This is a genomic window from Ensifer sp. SL37, assembly GCF_026672675.1.
Lineage (GTDB): Bacteria > Pseudomonadota > Alphaproteobacteria > Rhizobiales > Rhizobiaceae > Ensifer > Ensifer adhaerens.
On the sequence record NZ_JAPPRN010000006.1, the window covers coordinates 37,689 to 52,069 of the forward strand.

The following is a 14,381-nucleotide window of genomic DNA, read 5'->3' on the forward strand; positions in this document are numbered from 1 at the left end:
CACAAACAGTGGCCGGGTCCTTCTGACTACGCATCAATGCTGTTGCGGACCTTGCGACGGACTACAAGCTCATGGACCGCAACCATTAAGGTCCTTCATTGAATCGTCACATCATTGCGTTGTTTGCGGCACTTTAGCAACAATCGAATTGTGAAATCTGCGCCCCGGCGCAGGTGTCTCAACAGCTAAGTGTGAACACATGAAGCAGACATGAAAAAGCCCGCACGAGGCGGGCTTCTCAAAGGATAATTCAGGACGCTCAGGCCGAAACGTTGGTCTTTTCGTCCGACCGTTCCGAGTAGATGTAGAGCGGCCGGGCAGCGCCCTTGACCACCTCGTCCGAGATGACCACTTCGCGCACGCCTTCGAGCGTCGGCAGCTCGAACATGGTGTCGAGCAGGATCTTCTCCATGATGGAGCGAAGGCCACGGGCACCGGTCTTGCGCACGATCGCCCGACGCGCGATCTCGCGAAGCGCGTCCTCGTGGAAGGTCAGTTCGACGTCTTCCATCTCGAACAGGCGCTGGTACTGCTTGATCAGAGCGTTCTTCGGCTCGGACAGGATCTGGATCAGCGCATCTTCATCGAGATCTTCGAGCGTCGCCAGAACCGGCAGACGACCGATGAATTCCGGGATCAGGCCGAACTTGACGAGATCTTCCGGCTCCAGTTCGCGCAGAACTTCGCCGACACGGCGATCTTCCGGCGAGCGGACCGTTGCGCCGAAACCGATCGAGGTCTTCTCACCACGGGCGGAGATGATCTTGTCGAGGCCGGCAAAGGCACCGCCGCAGATGAACAGGATGTTGGTCGTATCCACCTGCAGGAATTCCTGCTGCGGATGCTTGCGGCCGCCCTGCGGCGGTACCGAGGCAACCGTGCCTTCCATGATCTTCAGAAGCGCCTGCTGCACGCCCTCGCCCGATACGTCGCGGGTTATCGACGGGTTGTCGGACTTGCGCGAAATCTTGTCGACTTCGTCGATGTAGACGATGCCGCGCTGGGCGCGCTCGACGTTGTAGTCGGCAGCCTGAAGCAGCTTCAGGATAATGTTCTCGACGTCTTCACCGACATAACCGGCTTCGGTCAGCGTCGTGGCGTCGGCCATGGTGAACGGCACGTCGATGATGCGGGCGAGCGTCTGGGCGAGATAGGTCTTGCCGCAGCCGGTCGGGCCGACCAGCATGATGTTCGACTTCGCAAGCTCGACGTCGCTTCCCTTGGCGGCGTGCGCCAGGCGCTTGTAATGGTTGTGAACGGCGACCGACAGGATGCGCTTCGCCTGCTGCTGGCCGATGACGTATTCGTCCAGAACCTTGATGATTTCCTGAGGGGTCGGAACACCGTCGCGGGACTTGACCATCGAGGTCTTGTTCTCTTCGCGAATGATATCCATGCACAGTTCGACGCATTCATCGCAGATGAACACGGTCGGTCCGGCAATCAGTTTTCGGACTTCGTGCTGGCTCTTGCCGCAGAACGAACAATAAAGTGTATTCTTCGAGTCACCGCCGTTGCTTCCGCTGACCTTGCTCATTTCCACTTCCTTCCAGCACGCCGGACACTTTCAAGATAAGTATCGCGGACCACTCAATTTGCCCTGAGCCTCAACCTCAAACAGGGCTTCCGGGAGTACTCACCGCCCCAGGCGTAAACGCCCGACGCAGTCGCAACGACTCTCCCAACTCCGAACGAACACTACGCTGACAGATTCCAACATAGCATTAATGGTTCATATTACCGGCTTTACCCTGTCGATAAAGCCCTTGAGCCATTACAATTGTGTCACAATTACATCTATCCCGACACAAATGCGCGTTATCAGGCCTGCTCGCCGCCCTCGATCTCTTCGCGCGAGGTCAGAACCTTGTCGACAAGGCCCCAGCTCAGAGCTTCGTCCGCATTCATGAAATGATCGCGATCGAGCGTCTGCTCAACCTCTTCATAGGTCCGTCCGCAGTGCTTGACGTAGACCTCGTTGAGGCGGCGCTTCATCTTCAGGATGTCCTTGGCGTGGCGCTCGATATCCGAGGCCTGGCCCTGGAAACCGCCCGAGGGCTGGTGAACCATGATGCGCGCGTTCGGCGTGGCGAAACGCATGTCCTTGTGGCCGGCGGCCAGGAGCAGCGAACCCATCGAGGCCGCCTGACCGACGCAAAGCGTCGAAACGGCCGGCTTGATGAACTGCATCGTGTCGTAGATCGCCATGCCCGACGTGACGACGCCGCCCGGCGAATTGATGTAGAGCGCGATTTCCTTCTTCGGGTTTTCCGCCTCAAGGAAAAGAAGCTGGGCGCAGACGAGCGTTGCCATCTGGTCTTCGACCGGGCCGGTCACGAAGATGATGCGCTCCTTCAGAAGGCGCGAAAAGATATCGTAGGAACGTTCACCGCGGTTGGTCTGTTCAACAACCATCGGCACCAGTGCCAGGGCGGTATCAACGGGATTTCTCATATCGAACCTTCATCAATCGGGTTCGCAAAACCTTTGCGAACCGGGAATCACGGGATTTACCTTCTGCTCCTACATAGAGTGTCAACACCCTTCACTTCAAGTCGCGAAGCTTCGATAAGCTTAATCGAAGGTCCGCTTTGCTTCGAAGTTCGGCCGTCCTCCACACATGGTTGGCGATAGAACATTTTTCCATCGATATCCTCGGTTGAGGCCATGGACGCAAACTCTGCACACAGGCTTCGGCGATATCGGTAAACGAAGGGGAAATCCGCGAACCTGGGCGCTGTTCACAGCTGCGACTCGATCGGCAGCACACGGATTACCCCGGCGATCATGCGCCTTGCCAGGCTCGCGTCCGGCTCGTGGCGCACCAGCCGCTCGGAGCCATTGGCGCGATCACGCCAGACAAGACGCGATCCTTCGATGTCGACCCGGTAGCTGATCGACGGCGAAGTTTCCTCCTCGAACATGGAAGCCAGTTCGCCGGCGAGTGCCACATCCTGAAAGACGACGCCCATTTCCGTGTTGAGTGAAGCTGAGCGCGGATCGAAGTTCATCGAGCCGACAAAACCGTTCAGGCCGTCGACCACGAACGCCTTGCTGTGCAGGCTCGCGTTGCGGCGTCCGAACAATGTCATGCGGTGTCCCTCGGCGACATCGCCCTGCTCCTTCAACTCGAAGAGCGCGACGCCGGCCCGGATGAGCTTCCGGCGATATTTGACATAACCGCCGTGAACGGCGGCAACGTCGGTCGCTGCAAGCGAATTGGTCAGGACCGCCACGCGAGCGCCGCGCGAAACAATGGCGGCGAGCTCCCGCGTGCCGGCAACGCCGGGAATGAAATAGGGCGAGATTATCCGCAAGTCCCGCGTGGCTGCCTCGATCAGCGGAAAGAGTTCGCGCAGCAGCCAGTTCTGGCGCCGCTGCATCAGCGCCTTTTCCGGCGGATCGGATGCCAGACGGATCTCGGAACTCCAGTGAAGCCGCCGTGTGCCTTGGTAGATCTCCGCCTCTTCAACCGCCTTGTCGACGCGCTCGAGATAGAACCGGCCTGCCGGCGTGCGCACCAATCCTTCGACGGCATCGCGCAGTGCCGGCAGATACTGCTTGCGCGGCGTGCGCAGCGCCGCGATCGGGAGCACGGATGTGCTGTTCCAGTAGCGGTCGAACATGGCAGACGCCTGCTCCAGCACGGGTCCGACCATCCAGACATCGAGGTCACGGAAATTGGAGAGCTCGGCGGCATCGAAATAGGCGTCTCCGATGTTGCGGCCGCCGGCTATCGCAACGCGGCCGTCGGCTACCCAGAGCTTGTTGTGCATGCGGCGCGTGGCGCTGAAGGCGCGGATCGCCATTTCGAAGCCGCGGCGAAAGCGGTCGGTGCGCGCCCGGCTCGGATTGAAGAGCCGTACGTCGATATGGGGATGGGCGTCGAGTGCGATGCACATTCGGTCATGGATGCCCGCATTGATGTCGTCGAGCAGCAGCCGGACGCGCACGCCACGGTCCGCGGCGGCCAGGATCTCGCGGGCGAGAAGAAGACCGGTCAGGTCACCCTTCCAGTAGTAGTACTGCAGGTCGAGGCTGCGTCCGGCGCGCCGTGCTGCGTGCGCTCTGACCACCAGGGCCTCGATATTATCGGAAACAAGCGCCACCCCATTGGCACCCGCCTGCCCCGCAACGAGCGGCGCCACATATCGGTCGAGCTCCGTGCCGGCATCGGCCAGCGGGAGTGCGCTTGACGGCGGCCCGTGCGGGCGGCGGCCGAATCGGCCGTAGACATAGAGAACCGTCGCCACAACCAGTCCGAGGATGGCGGCAACGGTGAACAGGATAGAGGATCCCATCGAAAACTCGCCCGTGCCTTTAGGCCGCCCCCGTACGCCCGGCTTCGACCCGTCGGCCGTCTCTTTGTTCCGGCTGCGCCGCCTTCAGGTCGATCGAGGCCTTTACCGGCAGATGATCCGAGGCGATCCGCGCCAACGGTGAATCGTGCACGGCGACCGACGTCACCAGGCTATGCGGGTTTCCGAGCACACGGTCGAGCGGCAACAGGGGAAAGCGTGAGGGAAAACTGGCGACCGTCGCGTGGGACGGATCGAATACCGGGCTGAGGAAGGACAGCGATGAACGCCGCCCCATCCGCCATTCATTAAGGTCGCCGATGAGCAGCGTCGGCCGCCCGTTCGCGTCGGACGCTGCCTCGAGGATCGCCTCGGCCTGCTGGGCACGCGAATGCCGCAGAAGTCCGAGATGGGCGGCGATGATGCGCAGCGGCCCCACTTTCAGATCGAGATCGACGACCAGCGCACCGCGCGGTTCCACGCCGGGCAGCTTGAGCTGCCGCACGTCGGAAACGGCGCCCTCACGCAGCAGCAGGACATTGCCGTGCCAGCCATGACCCTTGGTCGAAAAGCCGGAAATCGGCACCGAAACAAGGTGTGCCTCGCGGCGCAAATGCTCGAGATCGAGCAGACCGGCACGCTCACCGAACCGCTGGTCGGCCTCCTGAAGCGCGACGATATCTGCGCCCAACTCACCGATGACATTGGCGGTACGACCGGGGTCGAAGCGCCCGTCGGTGCCGACGCATTTGTGAATGTTGTAGGAGGCGATGACGATATCGCCACGGCTGACCGCGGCTTCGCGATGAACGACGGTGGGGCGTCTCTTGCGGATCGCAGCGACGATCCCCGCCGATAGACTGGACTGGTTTTTTCCCATGCCGCTCCCTGCTTGCTGGCCGCATCATGCGCAAATAGGTCGCCTGGTGCCACAGAAAAAGGGAGGAAAGCGGAAGTTTGTTCCCCGCGGATAGCACGCCTGGAGATACGGACGCCGGCAGCAAACGCGCGCTACCGGCGCCCCTTCCCGCGCTTTCGTTCAATCGGCCGGCCCTGCAAACAGGATCAGATTTCCGTCGAGATCGAGCACGATAAACGTCCGTGCACCCCAGGGTTCCGTGCGCAACGTTTGGTGAAAAAAGACCCCGGCCGACTGGTAGCTCAGGAACAATTGCTTGATGTCATTGGCGGTATCGAGGGCGATGGAGGCGGAAAGCAGGTGCTCGCGCTGCCGGATGTCGCCGACGAAGACGGGTTCGCAGACGAGACGCAGAGCGAGCCGAGCATTGTCCCGGATCACCTGCCCGTAGAAGGGCGGATCGCCGTAGACGAAATCGACCGCAAAGCCGAGCTTCTCGGTGAAGAAGTCGCACGCGGCGCTGATATCGGCAACGAACAACTGCGCGGCTGTCGATTGCAGCACCGGCTGCGGTGTGGCGGGTTTGGATTGCATGGTCATTGTCAGGGCTCCTGATTTGAGCGCCTGCCAACTGTCGAACCCCGATTGACGCGCGATCAGTTCCTGCGCGTCGGCGAGCTTGAACTCCGACTTGAGAATGGTCTCGTCGTCAAGATCGCGGAAGCGCGGCAAGGCAGCCCTGATCTCGGCTGCGACCGGATAGTATTGGTCGCGATGCCATCTGAGGTATTGCTTCGCCTGCTTCTTCAGGTTTTCAAGGTTTGGCATGGGCGCAACTACGGTCTGTGTTCCGTAGGCGGGCGTTGCCCTTTCAGCCCTCTGCCGATGCGCCCTACGCAGCCAGCAGAGATTGGCCGCCATGGCACGTGCTGTCAACGCCCTGATGGCCGCGGGTGCCGATATCCGCCCTTGCCGGCCGAACCGCGGTTCCCTTAGACATAGGGACCATTGAAGTCCGCGAAGAGCCGCTGCCATGCCTGCCATTTCCATCGACCGCACGCTGAGGCGCGTTTCCATCGACGCGCGGGATCCAGCCTTCTACCGTGATCCGCTCGCAGCCTATGCCGAGATCCATGCGCAGTGCCCGACCTTCTTCTGGGAGGAACGTCAGCAATGGTATTTCGCCGGCTACGACCTGGTGAACGCGCTTTTGCGCGACCGACGCTTCGGCCGGCAGATACTGCATGTGGCGACACGCGACGAACTCGGCCTGCCGCTGCCGAAGCCGCATCTGAAGGATTTCGACGCGCTCGAAGAACATTCGCTGCTGGAACTCGAACCACCGGCGCACACGCGGCTGCGCACGCTCGTCAACCGGGCCTTCGTCTCGCGGCAGATCGAACAGCTCCGGCCGGACATCGAGCAACTGTCGCATGCCCTCATCGACGGCTTTGCCGATGACGGCGAGGTCGAACTGCTGAAAAGCTTTGCCGAAACGCTTCCGGTGACGATCATCGCCCGCATGCTCGGCATTCCCGTCGAAGCGGCGCCCGATCTGCTCGACTGGTCGCATCGCATGGTTCGGATGTATGTCTTCAACCCGAGCTACGAGACCGAACTCGACGCTAACCAAGCCTCCGCAGATTTTGCCGACTATCTGCGCGGCATCATCGCCGAGAAGCGCCGCACCCCCGCAGACGACCTGCTGACGCACATGATTACTTCGGAAAAGGATGGCGAGCGGCTGTCGGAGGCGGAGCTGGTCTCGACCACCGCCCTCCTCCTCAATGCAGGTCACGAGGCGACCGTGCACCAGATCGGCAACGCGGTGAAGACAATCCTGCAATCCGGGCTTTCGGCGAAAGACCTGTTTGCTACGGAGACGGCAACCGCGCTGACGGTGGAGGAGTGTCTGCGCTTTGCGGCACCGCTGCATATTTTCCAGCGTTATGCGCTCTCGGATATCGAACTCGATGAAGGCGTCACTCTGCGAAAGGGCGACAAGATCGGCCTGCTGCTCGGAGCGGCGAATGTGGACCCGAAGAAGTTCACCGGACCGAACGCGTTCCGGCCGACACGCGACGAAGGCGCCAATGTCTCTTTCGGAGCGGGCCTGCATTTCTGTATCGGCGCGCCGCTTGCCCGGCTGGAGCTCAATCTGGCGCTGCCGATCCTGTTTCAGCGCCTGCCGAACATGCGACTGAAGAACGAGCCCGAGATCAAGGACGCGTTCCATTTTCACGGCCTGGAACGCCTCGACCTCGTCTGGTGACGAGCACCGAAGACTGATCTCCGGTGCCCCAGCGATCACAGACGGATGACATAGTCCTTGCGGGTCGTCTCCACGACCTCCCAGGTGCCCTCAAAGCCGGGACGCAGGATCATGCTGTCGCCGGCGCGCAGATGCGCCGCTTCGCCGCCATCCTGCGTGACGATCGAATAGCCTGAGAGGATGTGGAAGTATTCCCACTCCTCGTAGACGATCCGCCATTTGCCGGGCGTCGATTCCCAGACCCCGGCATAGAGACCGCCTTCGGCCTCCTCAAGGCTCCAGGTCTTGAACTGCGGCGCGCCTGAGATGAGCCGGTCGGCCGCCGGCGTACCGATTTCCGCCTCGACGGTGGACAGGTCAAACTTCTGCATATTCGTCATCTTGGCACCCTTGCGAAGGGCGCGCTGACGCGCCCTTCGCGGCTAGTGTTTCAAAGCTTTGCCAACGACTGTTCGAGATCGGCGATGATGTCCGAGACATCCTCAATGCCGACCGACAGGCGCACGACGTCAGGGCCGGCGCCGGCCGCCACCTGCTGCTCGGGCGTCAGCTGGCGGTGCGTGGTGGAGGCTGGGTGAATGACGAGCGAGCGCGTGTCGCCAATATTGGCGAGGTGCGAGAACATTTCCAGCCCCTCGACGAAACGCTTGCCCGCCTCGTAGCCACCCTTGAGCCCGAAGGTGAAGACGGCACCGGCGCCCTTCGGCGAATAGCGCTGCTGCAGGGCGTGGTTCGGGTCGTCCTCCAGCCCGGCATAGTTGACCCAGGAAATCTTGTCGTGCGTCTTCAGCCACTTGGCGACCGCAAGCGCGTTGTCGCAATGGCGCTGCATGCGCAGCGGCAGCGTTTCGGAGCCGGTCACCAGCATGAAGGCATTGAACGGCGAGATCGCCGGACCGAAGTCGCGCAGGCCGAGGACGCGCGCGGCGATGGCGAAGGCGATGTTACCGAAGGTCTGATGCAGCACGACGCCGGCATACTCCGGACGCGGTTCGGACAGCATCGGATACTTGCCGGACTTCGACCAGTCGAAGGTGCCGCCATCGACGATGACGCCGCCCATGGAGTTGCCGTGGCCGCCGATGAACTTCGTCAGCGAATGCACGACGATATCGGCGCCATGCTCCAGCGGCCGCAACAGGTAAGGTGTGGCCATGGTGTTGTCGACGATCAGCGGCAGGTCGTGCTTGCGGGCAACCTCGGCGATGGCGGCAATATCAACGAAGGTGCCGCCGGGATTGGCGAGGCTCTCGATGAAGATCGCCTTGGTGCGCCGATCGATCTTCGCCTCAAAGGAAGCCGGATCGGCAGGGTCGGCCCAGCGGACCTGCCAGTCGAAGGACTTGAAGGCGTGGCCGAACTGGTTGACCGAGCCGCCATAAAGCCGGTTGGCGGCAATGAAATTGTCGCCCGGGCTCATGATCGTGTGGAAGACGAGGAGCTGTGCGGCGTGGCCGGAGGCGACGGCGAGCGCCGCCGTGCCGCCTTCGAGCGCGGCAATACGCTCTTCGAGCACTGCCTGCGTCGGGTTCATGATGCGGGTATAGATGTTGCCGAACTGCTGGAGACCGAAGAGTGCCGCCGCATGGTCGGTGTCGTTGAAGACGAAGCTCGTCGTCTGGTAGATCGGCGTCGCCCGTGCACCCGTGGTCGGGTCAGGTTGCGCCCCCGCATGGATTGCGAGCGTGTTGAAACCAGGATTGTCTTTCGTCATTTCGTCCCTCCCGTGACCAGAGCGCGGCCGCCAACCGGCGCGCCGGAGACGCTCTATCACCTTGAATCTACGCGTGAACCGCTATCGGACCTGCGCAGTTGCACGCGCAAGCCGCGGCACTATTCCAGAGCCTTCGCATGCGGTCAAAGAGGATTTTTCAAGAACTGACGGTTGTATGGTCCGCCGGCGATGTGCCGCCCGAGATCAGCCGATCAGGCGTGGGTACTCGATCGCCGGACAGCGGTCCATGACCACCTTGATGCCGGCGGCTTCCGCTTTCGCCGCAGCGCCGTCATGGCGCACGGAGAGCTGGCCCCAGATCGCCTTCGGCAGCGTCTCCAACGCGAGAATCTCGTCGACGAGTGCCGGCAGGGCGTCGGCAGCGCGGAAGACGTCGACCATATCGATCGGCTCCTTGATATCGGCGAGCCGCCCGACCACGGCCTGGCCCTGGATGCTCTTGCCGACATGCCCGGGATTGATCGGGATTACCCGGTAGCCCTTGCGCAGCAGAAACGCCATGACCCGATGGCTCGGACGCTCAGGATTGGGCGAAGCGCCGACAAGGGCGATCGTCTTGGTCTCGCGCAGGATGTCTGCGAGATAATAGTCCGGGTAAGCGTCGTGGTTCATCTGCAGCTTCGGATCCGTTCGTGTTAAACGGTCGTATAATGATGGCGAGGCCGGCCAAGTCAACCGTGCGGCCCGCTCGTCCCCCGCCAAAGATTGCCGCTTCCGCAAGACTTTCCGGTTGCTTTTGCGCCCGTGCGGCGCGACAAGCGTCTCAACGCCCGCTACACCGTTTCCGAGGTTTCAATCTTGCCGCTTGATGTCATTGCGCTCGTCCTGTTCGGGGCGTTGTTGCACGCGACCTGGAATGCGTTGGTCAAGGCGGGAACGGAAAAGTCGCTCGACGCTGCGATGATCGCGCTCGGGGCCGCAGCCGTCGCCATCCCCTTCCTGTCGTTCATGCCGTTGCCCAAACCGGAAGCGTGGCCATACATCCTGGTTTCGGCACTGTTCCAGTTCGCCTATTTCCAGCTCGTCGCCGCATCCTATCGCGCCGGCGACATCGGCCTTGTCTATCCGCTGATGCGCGGAGCGGCGCCGTTGATCGTCGCGATGACCAGTGGGGCGTTGATCGGCGAAAAGCTCACCTTCGGAACGATGATCGGTATCCTAACGATCTCTGCCGGGGTGCTGACGCTCGCCTTCGAGTCGCGCAAGGGCGGCAAGAACGCGATCGTGCTTGCGCTGCTCAATGCCTGCGTCATCGCAAGTTACACCTTTGTCGACGGCATCGGCGCGCGCGTCTCGGGCAATGCGATCTCCTACACGCTGTGGATGGCGCTGCTGCCGCCGGTTCTGCTTTTCACCTGGGCGTTTGCCCGGCGCGGCATCAAGCCGGTCGCCCGCCACGTCTACAAGAACTGGTGGCGGGGCCTCATCGGCGGCGCCGGCTCGATCGGCGCCTATGGCCTGGCGCTCTGGGCGATGACCAAGGCGCCGGTTGCAACCGTCGCGGCACTCCGCGAGACCTCGATCCTCTTTGCCGTGGTGATCTCGGTCGTGTTCCTCAAGGAACCGGTTAGCGTCTGGCGCATCGCAGCGGCCTGCGTCATCGCGCTCGGCGCCCTGCTCTTGAAGCTCGCCTGAGCGTCAGTCTTCCTTCCATTCCGGCATGCGCTTGCCGAGGAATGCGCCGATACCGTCCTCGGCATCACGCGCGAGCATGTTCTCGACCATGACGCCGACGGCATAATCGTAGGCCTCTGGCAGGTCCATCTCCGCCTGGCGATAGAAGGCCTCCTTGCCGATCTTCAGCGCCTGTGGCGACTTCGAGGCAATGACTGCTGCGTATTTGTCGACCACCTGGCGCAGGTACTGTTGCGGTACGATGCGGTTGACGAGACCGAAATCCTTGGCGGTCGAAGCGTCGATGGTCTCGCCGGTGAGCAGCATTTCCATCGCCTGCTTGCGATGTGCCGCACGCGTGAGCGCGACCATCGGCGTCGAGCAGAAGAGGCCGATATTGACACCGGGCGTGCAGAAGGTGGAGCTGTCGGTGCAGATCGCGAGGTCACAGCTTGCGACGAGCTGGCAGCCAGCTGCCGTTGCCAAACCATCGATCTCGGCGATGACGGCCTGCGGCAGCCGGGTGATTTTCAGCATGAGATCGCCGCAGAGGCGGATCGTCCGTTCGAAGAAGGCCCTGCCCCGGTCGTCGTCTTCGCGGTGCGCAGTCATTTCTTTCAGATCGTGACCGGCGGAAAACAGCTTGCCCGTGGCGGCGAGCACGACGACCCTGATGTCCTTGGCGGTGGCGACCGCATCGAACTCGGCGTGCAGCGCCTCCATCATGGCGATCGACAGCACGTTGGCCGGCGGGTTGTTGAGCGTCAACCGCAAGACGGATCCAGACTGTTCACGCAGCAGCAGGCCGTTCGGCTCTTCCTTCTTGAACGACACGACGTCGGCCATCTTCTTCTCCTGAAACTTGAATTTGGTTGGTGGTACGCCGGCCACGCGTGCCGTGCAAGCCGACAGGCACACCCCGGTGACGCATTCCGCCTACGACCATTTTCCGCCTTGCGTCCGGCCACCAGCCGGTTTCAGGTGACGGACAGACATGTTGAAGGATAGAATGCATGACCATCGAGCCGATCATGACCGTCGACGACCTCAACCGATTTCTCGACACGGATTTCCCGCAGGTCCATACCGACGGCAAGGTCTTCCATGTCACGGCTGTTGGACCCGGCTTTGCCACCATGCGGCTCGACCCGAACGAACGGCATATCCGGCCAGGCGGCACGGTTTCCGGCCCTACCCTTTTCGCGCTCGCGGACGTCTCGGCCTATGTCGCATTGATCGCCCATATCGGACCGGTTGCGCTTGCCGTCACCACCAATCTCAACATCAACTTCCTGCGCAAGCCCGAGCCGGAACCGCTCGAATGCACCTGCCGCATCCTCAAACTCGGCAAGCGGCTCGCCGTTCTCGACGCGTCGATCGTCAAGGTTGGCGACGACGACCTCGTTGCGCATGCCACAGCGACCTATTCGATTCCGCCGCGATAATTTGTGGTATCGAAATACCATACATATAACATATTGTTTTTGCTTATCTTTATTTCCATGCCGCAGATTTCGCGTTCTTGACGCTTGTTTCGCACTTGCGTATAAGCTGCCGCAGATCGCGGTCCTCTGAGGGCCGCTTTCTCTTTTGCCCGGGAAACCGGACAAAACCAAGCAACAAGAAACGCCCAGCGGTTCGCCGCTCGGGTCCAAAGAAAGATTTTGATATGGCAACCTTCGTTCAGAAGCCTGCAGAGGTGGAGAAGAAGTGGATCATCATCGACGCCGAAGGCCTCGTTGTTGGTCGCCTCGCTTCCCTCATCGCAAACCGCCTGCGCGGCAAGCACAAAGCTACCTTCACCCCGCATGTTGACGACGGCGACAACGTCATCGTCATCAACGCCGAGAAGGCAGTTCTGACGGGCAAGAAGTACACCGACAAGAAGTACTACTGGCACACCGGCTACCCCGGCGGCATCAAGGAGCGCACCGCGCGCCAGATCATCGAAGGCCGCTTCCCGGAGCGCGTCATCGAGAAGGCCGTCGAGCGCATGGTTCCGCGCGGTCCGCTTGGCCGTCGCCAGATGAAGAACCTGCGCGTATACGCAGGCGCCAACCACCCGCATGAAGCACAGCAGCCGGCCGTCCTCGACGTCGCCAAGCTGAACAGCAAGAACACAAGGAGCGCCTGATAATGGCTGACCTTTCCGCTCTCAAGGAAATCGCCACGACCGCGGAACCGGCTGCTCCGGTTCACGTCAAGAAGGTCGACGCCCAGGGTCGCTCCTACGCGACCGGCAAGCGTAAGGACGCTGTCGCCCGCGTATGGGTCAAGCCGGGCACCGGCAAGATCACCATCAACGGCAAGCCCTACGCGGCTTACTTCGCCCGTCCGGTTCTGCAGATGATCCTGCAGCAGCCGATCGTCGCTGCTGCCCGTGACGGCCAGTTCGACATCGACGCGACCGTTGCTGGCGGTGGTCTTTCCGGCCAGGCCGGTGCCGTTCGTCACGGCATCTCCAAGGCACTCACCTACTTCGAACCGGGCCTGCGCTCGGTCCTGAAGCGCGGTGGCTTCCTCACCCGCGACAGCCGCGTGGTCGAGCGTAAGAAGTACGGCCGTGCGAAGGCACGTCGTTCGTTCCAGTTCTCGAAGCGTTAATCGCTTCAACTGCGACACTTGGAAAGGCGGGGCTTTGCTCCGCCTTTTTTTGTTATCATCCGCCGCACCGTTTCCCGCAACGTCGACCCCTCGAGGCACAGCATGACAAGCTCCCCCGTCGCCAAGACCCCAGAGCCGCCCTATTACATCGTCACGTTCGCCTCGCGGCGCACGGCAGGCGACCACGGCTACGACAACATGGGAGACGAAATGGAGCGACTTGCGCGCGAGCAGCCGGGTTTTCTCGGTCTCGAAAGCGTGCGCGGCGCCGACGGCTTCGGCCTAACCAATTCCTACTGGGCGGATGAGGAGAGCATCGCGGCCTGGAAAAACAATGTCCGCCACCTGACGGCCCAGCGCCTCGGCCGCGAGCGCTGGTACGAGGATTATCAGGTTCGTGTGGGCAAGATCGAGCGCCAATACGGTTTCGAACGCCCCTAGTTCTGCGGCTGCGCACGGTCGCCGCCGGCAAGCGGGCTAAATCGGCAACTCCGTCGTCGACTTGAGTTCGCGCAGGACGAAGCTCGACACCACGGTGCGCACATGAGGATTGCGCATCAGATAGCGCGTCATGAAGGTATCGTAGCTTTCGACGTCATTGGCGCGGATCTTCAGCATGTAGTCGAATGTGCCAGATAGAGCGTAGCACTCCATGATCTCCGGCCGGTCGCGCACGACGGCGGAAAAGGCGGCAATCGCCTCGTCGTGATGATCTTCGAGCGTCACATGGGCGATGATGCAGAGTTTCAGGTCGAGCTTTGCCGGATCGAGCAGCGCCACGCGCTTGCGAATGACGCCATCCGTCTCCAGTTCCTGCACCCGCCGCCAGGCCGAGCTTTGCGACATGCCGGCTTTCTCCGCGAGATCGGAGAGCGACTGGCCGCTATCGGCCTGAATGAGCCGCAGCAGCTTTCGCACGGGCTGAAGACTTTCTTTCACATCAGCAGGCATTTCGAATTTTCCTCCCGCGATCAGGCGTCCACCTGGCAACTGTGGAAC

16 protein-coding genes are annotated in these 14,381 nt (G+C 61.7%); 6 read left to right on the forward strand and 10 right to left on the reverse strand.

The genetic code is table 11. The features are described from left to right. Positions 1–259: 259 nt before the first annotated feature. The 5 genes from clpX to OVA00_RS12195 all read right to left on the reverse strand — a co-directional run bounded on the left by clpX (position 260) and on the right by OVA00_RS12195 (position 5,985). Complete coding sequence (clpX, locus tag OVA00_RS12175; protein ID WP_034803621.1) at positions 260–1,537, reverse strand: ATP-dependent Clp protease ATP-binding subunit ClpX; 1,278 nt, start codon at positions 1,535–1,537, stop codon at positions 260–262. Between the two features lie 284 nt (positions 1,538–1,821). Next, positions 1,822–2,454, reverse strand: a complete 633-nt coding sequence (locus tag OVA00_RS12180) for an ATP-dependent Clp protease proteolytic subunit (RefSeq protein WP_034803630.1) — start codon at positions 2,452–2,454, stop codon at positions 1,822–1,824. Positions 2,455–2,741: 287 nt separating this feature from the next. Continuing rightward, complete coding sequence (locus OVA00_RS12185) at positions 2,742–4,301, reverse strand: phospholipase D family protein (protein ID WP_060522187.1); 1,560 nt, start codon at positions 4,299–4,301, stop codon at positions 2,742–2,744. Between the two features lie 19 nt (positions 4,302–4,320). Further along, complete coding sequence (locus OVA00_RS12190) at positions 4,321–5,178, reverse strand: endonuclease/exonuclease/phosphatase family protein (protein ID WP_034803635.1); 858 nt, start codon at positions 5,176–5,178, stop codon at positions 4,321–4,323. Between the two features lie 159 nt (positions 5,179–5,337). After that, positions 5,338–5,985 (reverse strand): VOC family protein, encoded by a 648-nt coding sequence (locus OVA00_RS12195; protein WP_268089009.1) that lies wholly within the window; start codon positions 5,983–5,985, stop codon positions 5,338–5,340. Between the two features lie 205 nt (positions 5,986–6,190). Between OVA00_RS12195 and OVA00_RS12200 the strand changes: the two genes are divergently transcribed. Beyond that, positions 6,191–7,429, forward strand: coding sequence for a cytochrome P450 (locus tag OVA00_RS12200; protein WP_268089010.1), 1,239 nt, complete (start codon positions 6,191–6,193; stop codon positions 7,427–7,429). A 35-nt stretch (positions 7,430–7,464) separates the two neighbouring features. On the opposite strand, the gene OVA00_RS12205 is transcribed toward OVA00_RS12200, so the two are convergent. The 3 genes from OVA00_RS12205 to OVA00_RS12215 all read right to left on the reverse strand — a co-directional run bounded on the left by OVA00_RS12205 (position 7,465) and on the right by OVA00_RS12215 (position 9,776). Continuing rightward, positions 7,465–7,809, reverse strand: coding sequence for a cupin domain-containing protein (locus tag OVA00_RS12205; RefSeq protein WP_268089011.1), 345 nt, complete (start codon positions 7,807–7,809; stop codon positions 7,465–7,467). Between the two features lie 50 nt (positions 7,810–7,859). Continuing rightward, positions 7,860–9,143: an O-acetylhomoserine aminocarboxypropyltransferase gene (locus tag OVA00_RS12210; protein WP_060580876.1), complete on the reverse strand. Its 1,284-nt coding sequence runs from the start codon at positions 9,141–9,143 to the stop codon at positions 7,860–7,862. A 204-nt stretch (positions 9,144–9,347) separates the two neighbouring features. Further along, positions 9,348–9,776: a CoA-binding protein gene (locus OVA00_RS12215; RefSeq protein WP_034803659.1), complete on the reverse strand. Its 429-nt coding sequence runs from the start codon at positions 9,774–9,776 to the stop codon at positions 9,348–9,350. 186 nt (positions 9,777–9,962) lie between these two features. Between OVA00_RS12215 and OVA00_RS12220 the strand changes: the two genes are divergently transcribed. Beyond that, entirely contained in the window at positions 9,963–10,799 is an 837-nt protein-coding gene (locus OVA00_RS12220) for a DMT family transporter (protein ID WP_268090325.1), read from the forward strand. Between the two features lie 3 nt (positions 10,800–10,802). Here the strand turns inward: OVA00_RS12220 and OVA00_RS12225 are convergent, their stop codons facing one another. Beyond that, entirely contained in the window at positions 10,803–11,624 is an 822-nt protein-coding gene (locus OVA00_RS12225; protein WP_268089012.1) for an enoyl-CoA hydratase, read from the reverse strand. Positions 11,625–11,791: 167 nt separating this feature from the next. Between OVA00_RS12225 and OVA00_RS12230 the strand changes: the two genes are divergently transcribed. From OVA00_RS12230 to OVA00_RS12245, 4 genes are all read left to right on the forward strand, one after another. Continuing rightward, positions 11,792–12,223 (forward strand): PaaI family thioesterase, encoded by a 432-nt coding sequence (locus OVA00_RS12230; protein WP_034803663.1) that lies wholly within the window; start codon positions 11,792–11,794, stop codon positions 12,221–12,223. Positions 12,224–12,447: 224 nt separating this feature from the next. Continuing rightward, positions 12,448–12,912 carry a 50S ribosomal protein L13 gene (gene rplM / locus OVA00_RS12235; RefSeq protein WP_057252379.1) on the forward strand — a complete coding sequence of 155 codons (465 nt, stop codon included), beginning with the start codon at positions 12,448–12,450 and terminating at the stop codon, positions 12,910–12,912. Between the two features lie 2 nt (positions 12,913–12,914). Then, positions 12,915–13,382: a 30S ribosomal protein S9 gene (rpsI, locus tag OVA00_RS12240; RefSeq protein WP_034803667.1), complete on the forward strand. Its 468-nt coding sequence runs from the start codon at positions 12,915–12,917 to the stop codon at positions 13,380–13,382. A gap of 102 nt (positions 13,383–13,484) precedes the next feature. Next, the gene (locus tag OVA00_RS12245; protein WP_060580878.1) at positions 13,485–13,823 is read left to right on the forward strand and encodes an antibiotic biosynthesis monooxygenase family protein; all 339 of its coding nucleotides are present in this window, start codon (positions 13,485–13,487) and stop codon (positions 13,821–13,823) included. 36 nt (positions 13,824–13,859) lie between these two features. Here the strand turns inward: OVA00_RS12245 and OVA00_RS12250 are convergent, their stop codons facing one another. Further along, entirely contained in the window at positions 13,860–14,321 is a 462-nt protein-coding gene (locus OVA00_RS12250) for an Lrp/AsnC family transcriptional regulator (protein ID WP_442780498.1), read from the reverse strand. Between the last annotated feature and the right edge of the window lie 60 nt (positions 14,322–14,381).

Excerpts from the sequence above, each read along its gene's own strand:
- clpX (WP_034803621.1), bottom strand. The coding sequence starts at position 1,537 with ATGAGCAAGGTCAGCGGAAGCAACGGCGGTGACTCGAAGAATACACTT.
- OVA00_RS12180 (WP_034803630.1), bottom strand. The coding sequence starts at position 2,454 with ATGAGAAATCCCGTTGATACCGCCCTGGCACTGGTGCCGATGGTTGTT.
- OVA00_RS12185 (WP_060522187.1), bottom strand. The coding sequence starts at position 4,301 with ATGGGATCCTCTATCCTGTTCACCGTTGCCGCCATCCTCGGACTGGTT.
- OVA00_RS12190 (WP_034803635.1), bottom strand. The coding sequence starts at position 5,178 with ATGGGAAAAAACCAGTCCAGTCTATCGGCGGGGATCGTCGCTGCGATC.
- OVA00_RS12195 (WP_268089009.1), bottom strand. The coding sequence starts at position 5,985 with ATGCCAAACCTTGAAAACCTGAAGAAGCAGGCGAAGCAATACCTCAGA.
- OVA00_RS12200 (WP_268089010.1), top strand. The coding sequence starts at position 6,191 with ATGCCTGCCATTTCCATCGACCGCACGCTGAGGCGCGTTTCCATCGAC.
- OVA00_RS12205 (WP_268089011.1), bottom strand. The coding sequence starts at position 7,809 with ATGACGAATATGCAGAAGTTTGACCTGTCCACCGTCGAGGCGGAAATC.
- OVA00_RS12210 (WP_060580876.1), bottom strand. The coding sequence starts at position 9,143 with ATGACGAAAGACAATCCTGGTTTCAACACGCTCGCAATCCATGCGGGG.
- OVA00_RS12215 (WP_034803659.1), bottom strand. The coding sequence starts at position 9,776 with ATGAACCACGACGCTTACCCGGACTATTATCTCGCAGACATCCTGCGC.
- OVA00_RS12225 (WP_268089012.1), bottom strand. The coding sequence starts at position 11,624 with ATGGCCGACGTCGTGTCGTTCAAGAAGGAAGAGCCGAACGGCCTGCTG.
- OVA00_RS12230 (WP_034803663.1), top strand. The coding sequence starts at position 11,792 with ATGACCATCGAGCCGATCATGACCGTCGACGACCTCAACCGATTTCTC.
- rplM (WP_057252379.1), top strand. The coding sequence starts at position 12,448 with ATGGCAACCTTCGTTCAGAAGCCTGCAGAGGTGGAGAAGAAGTGGATC.
- rpsI (WP_034803667.1), top strand. The coding sequence starts at position 12,915 with ATGGCTGACCTTTCCGCTCTCAAGGAAATCGCCACGACCGCGGAACCG.
- OVA00_RS12245 (WP_060580878.1), top strand. The coding sequence starts at position 13,485 with ATGACAAGCTCCCCCGTCGCCAAGACCCCAGAGCCGCCCTATTACATC.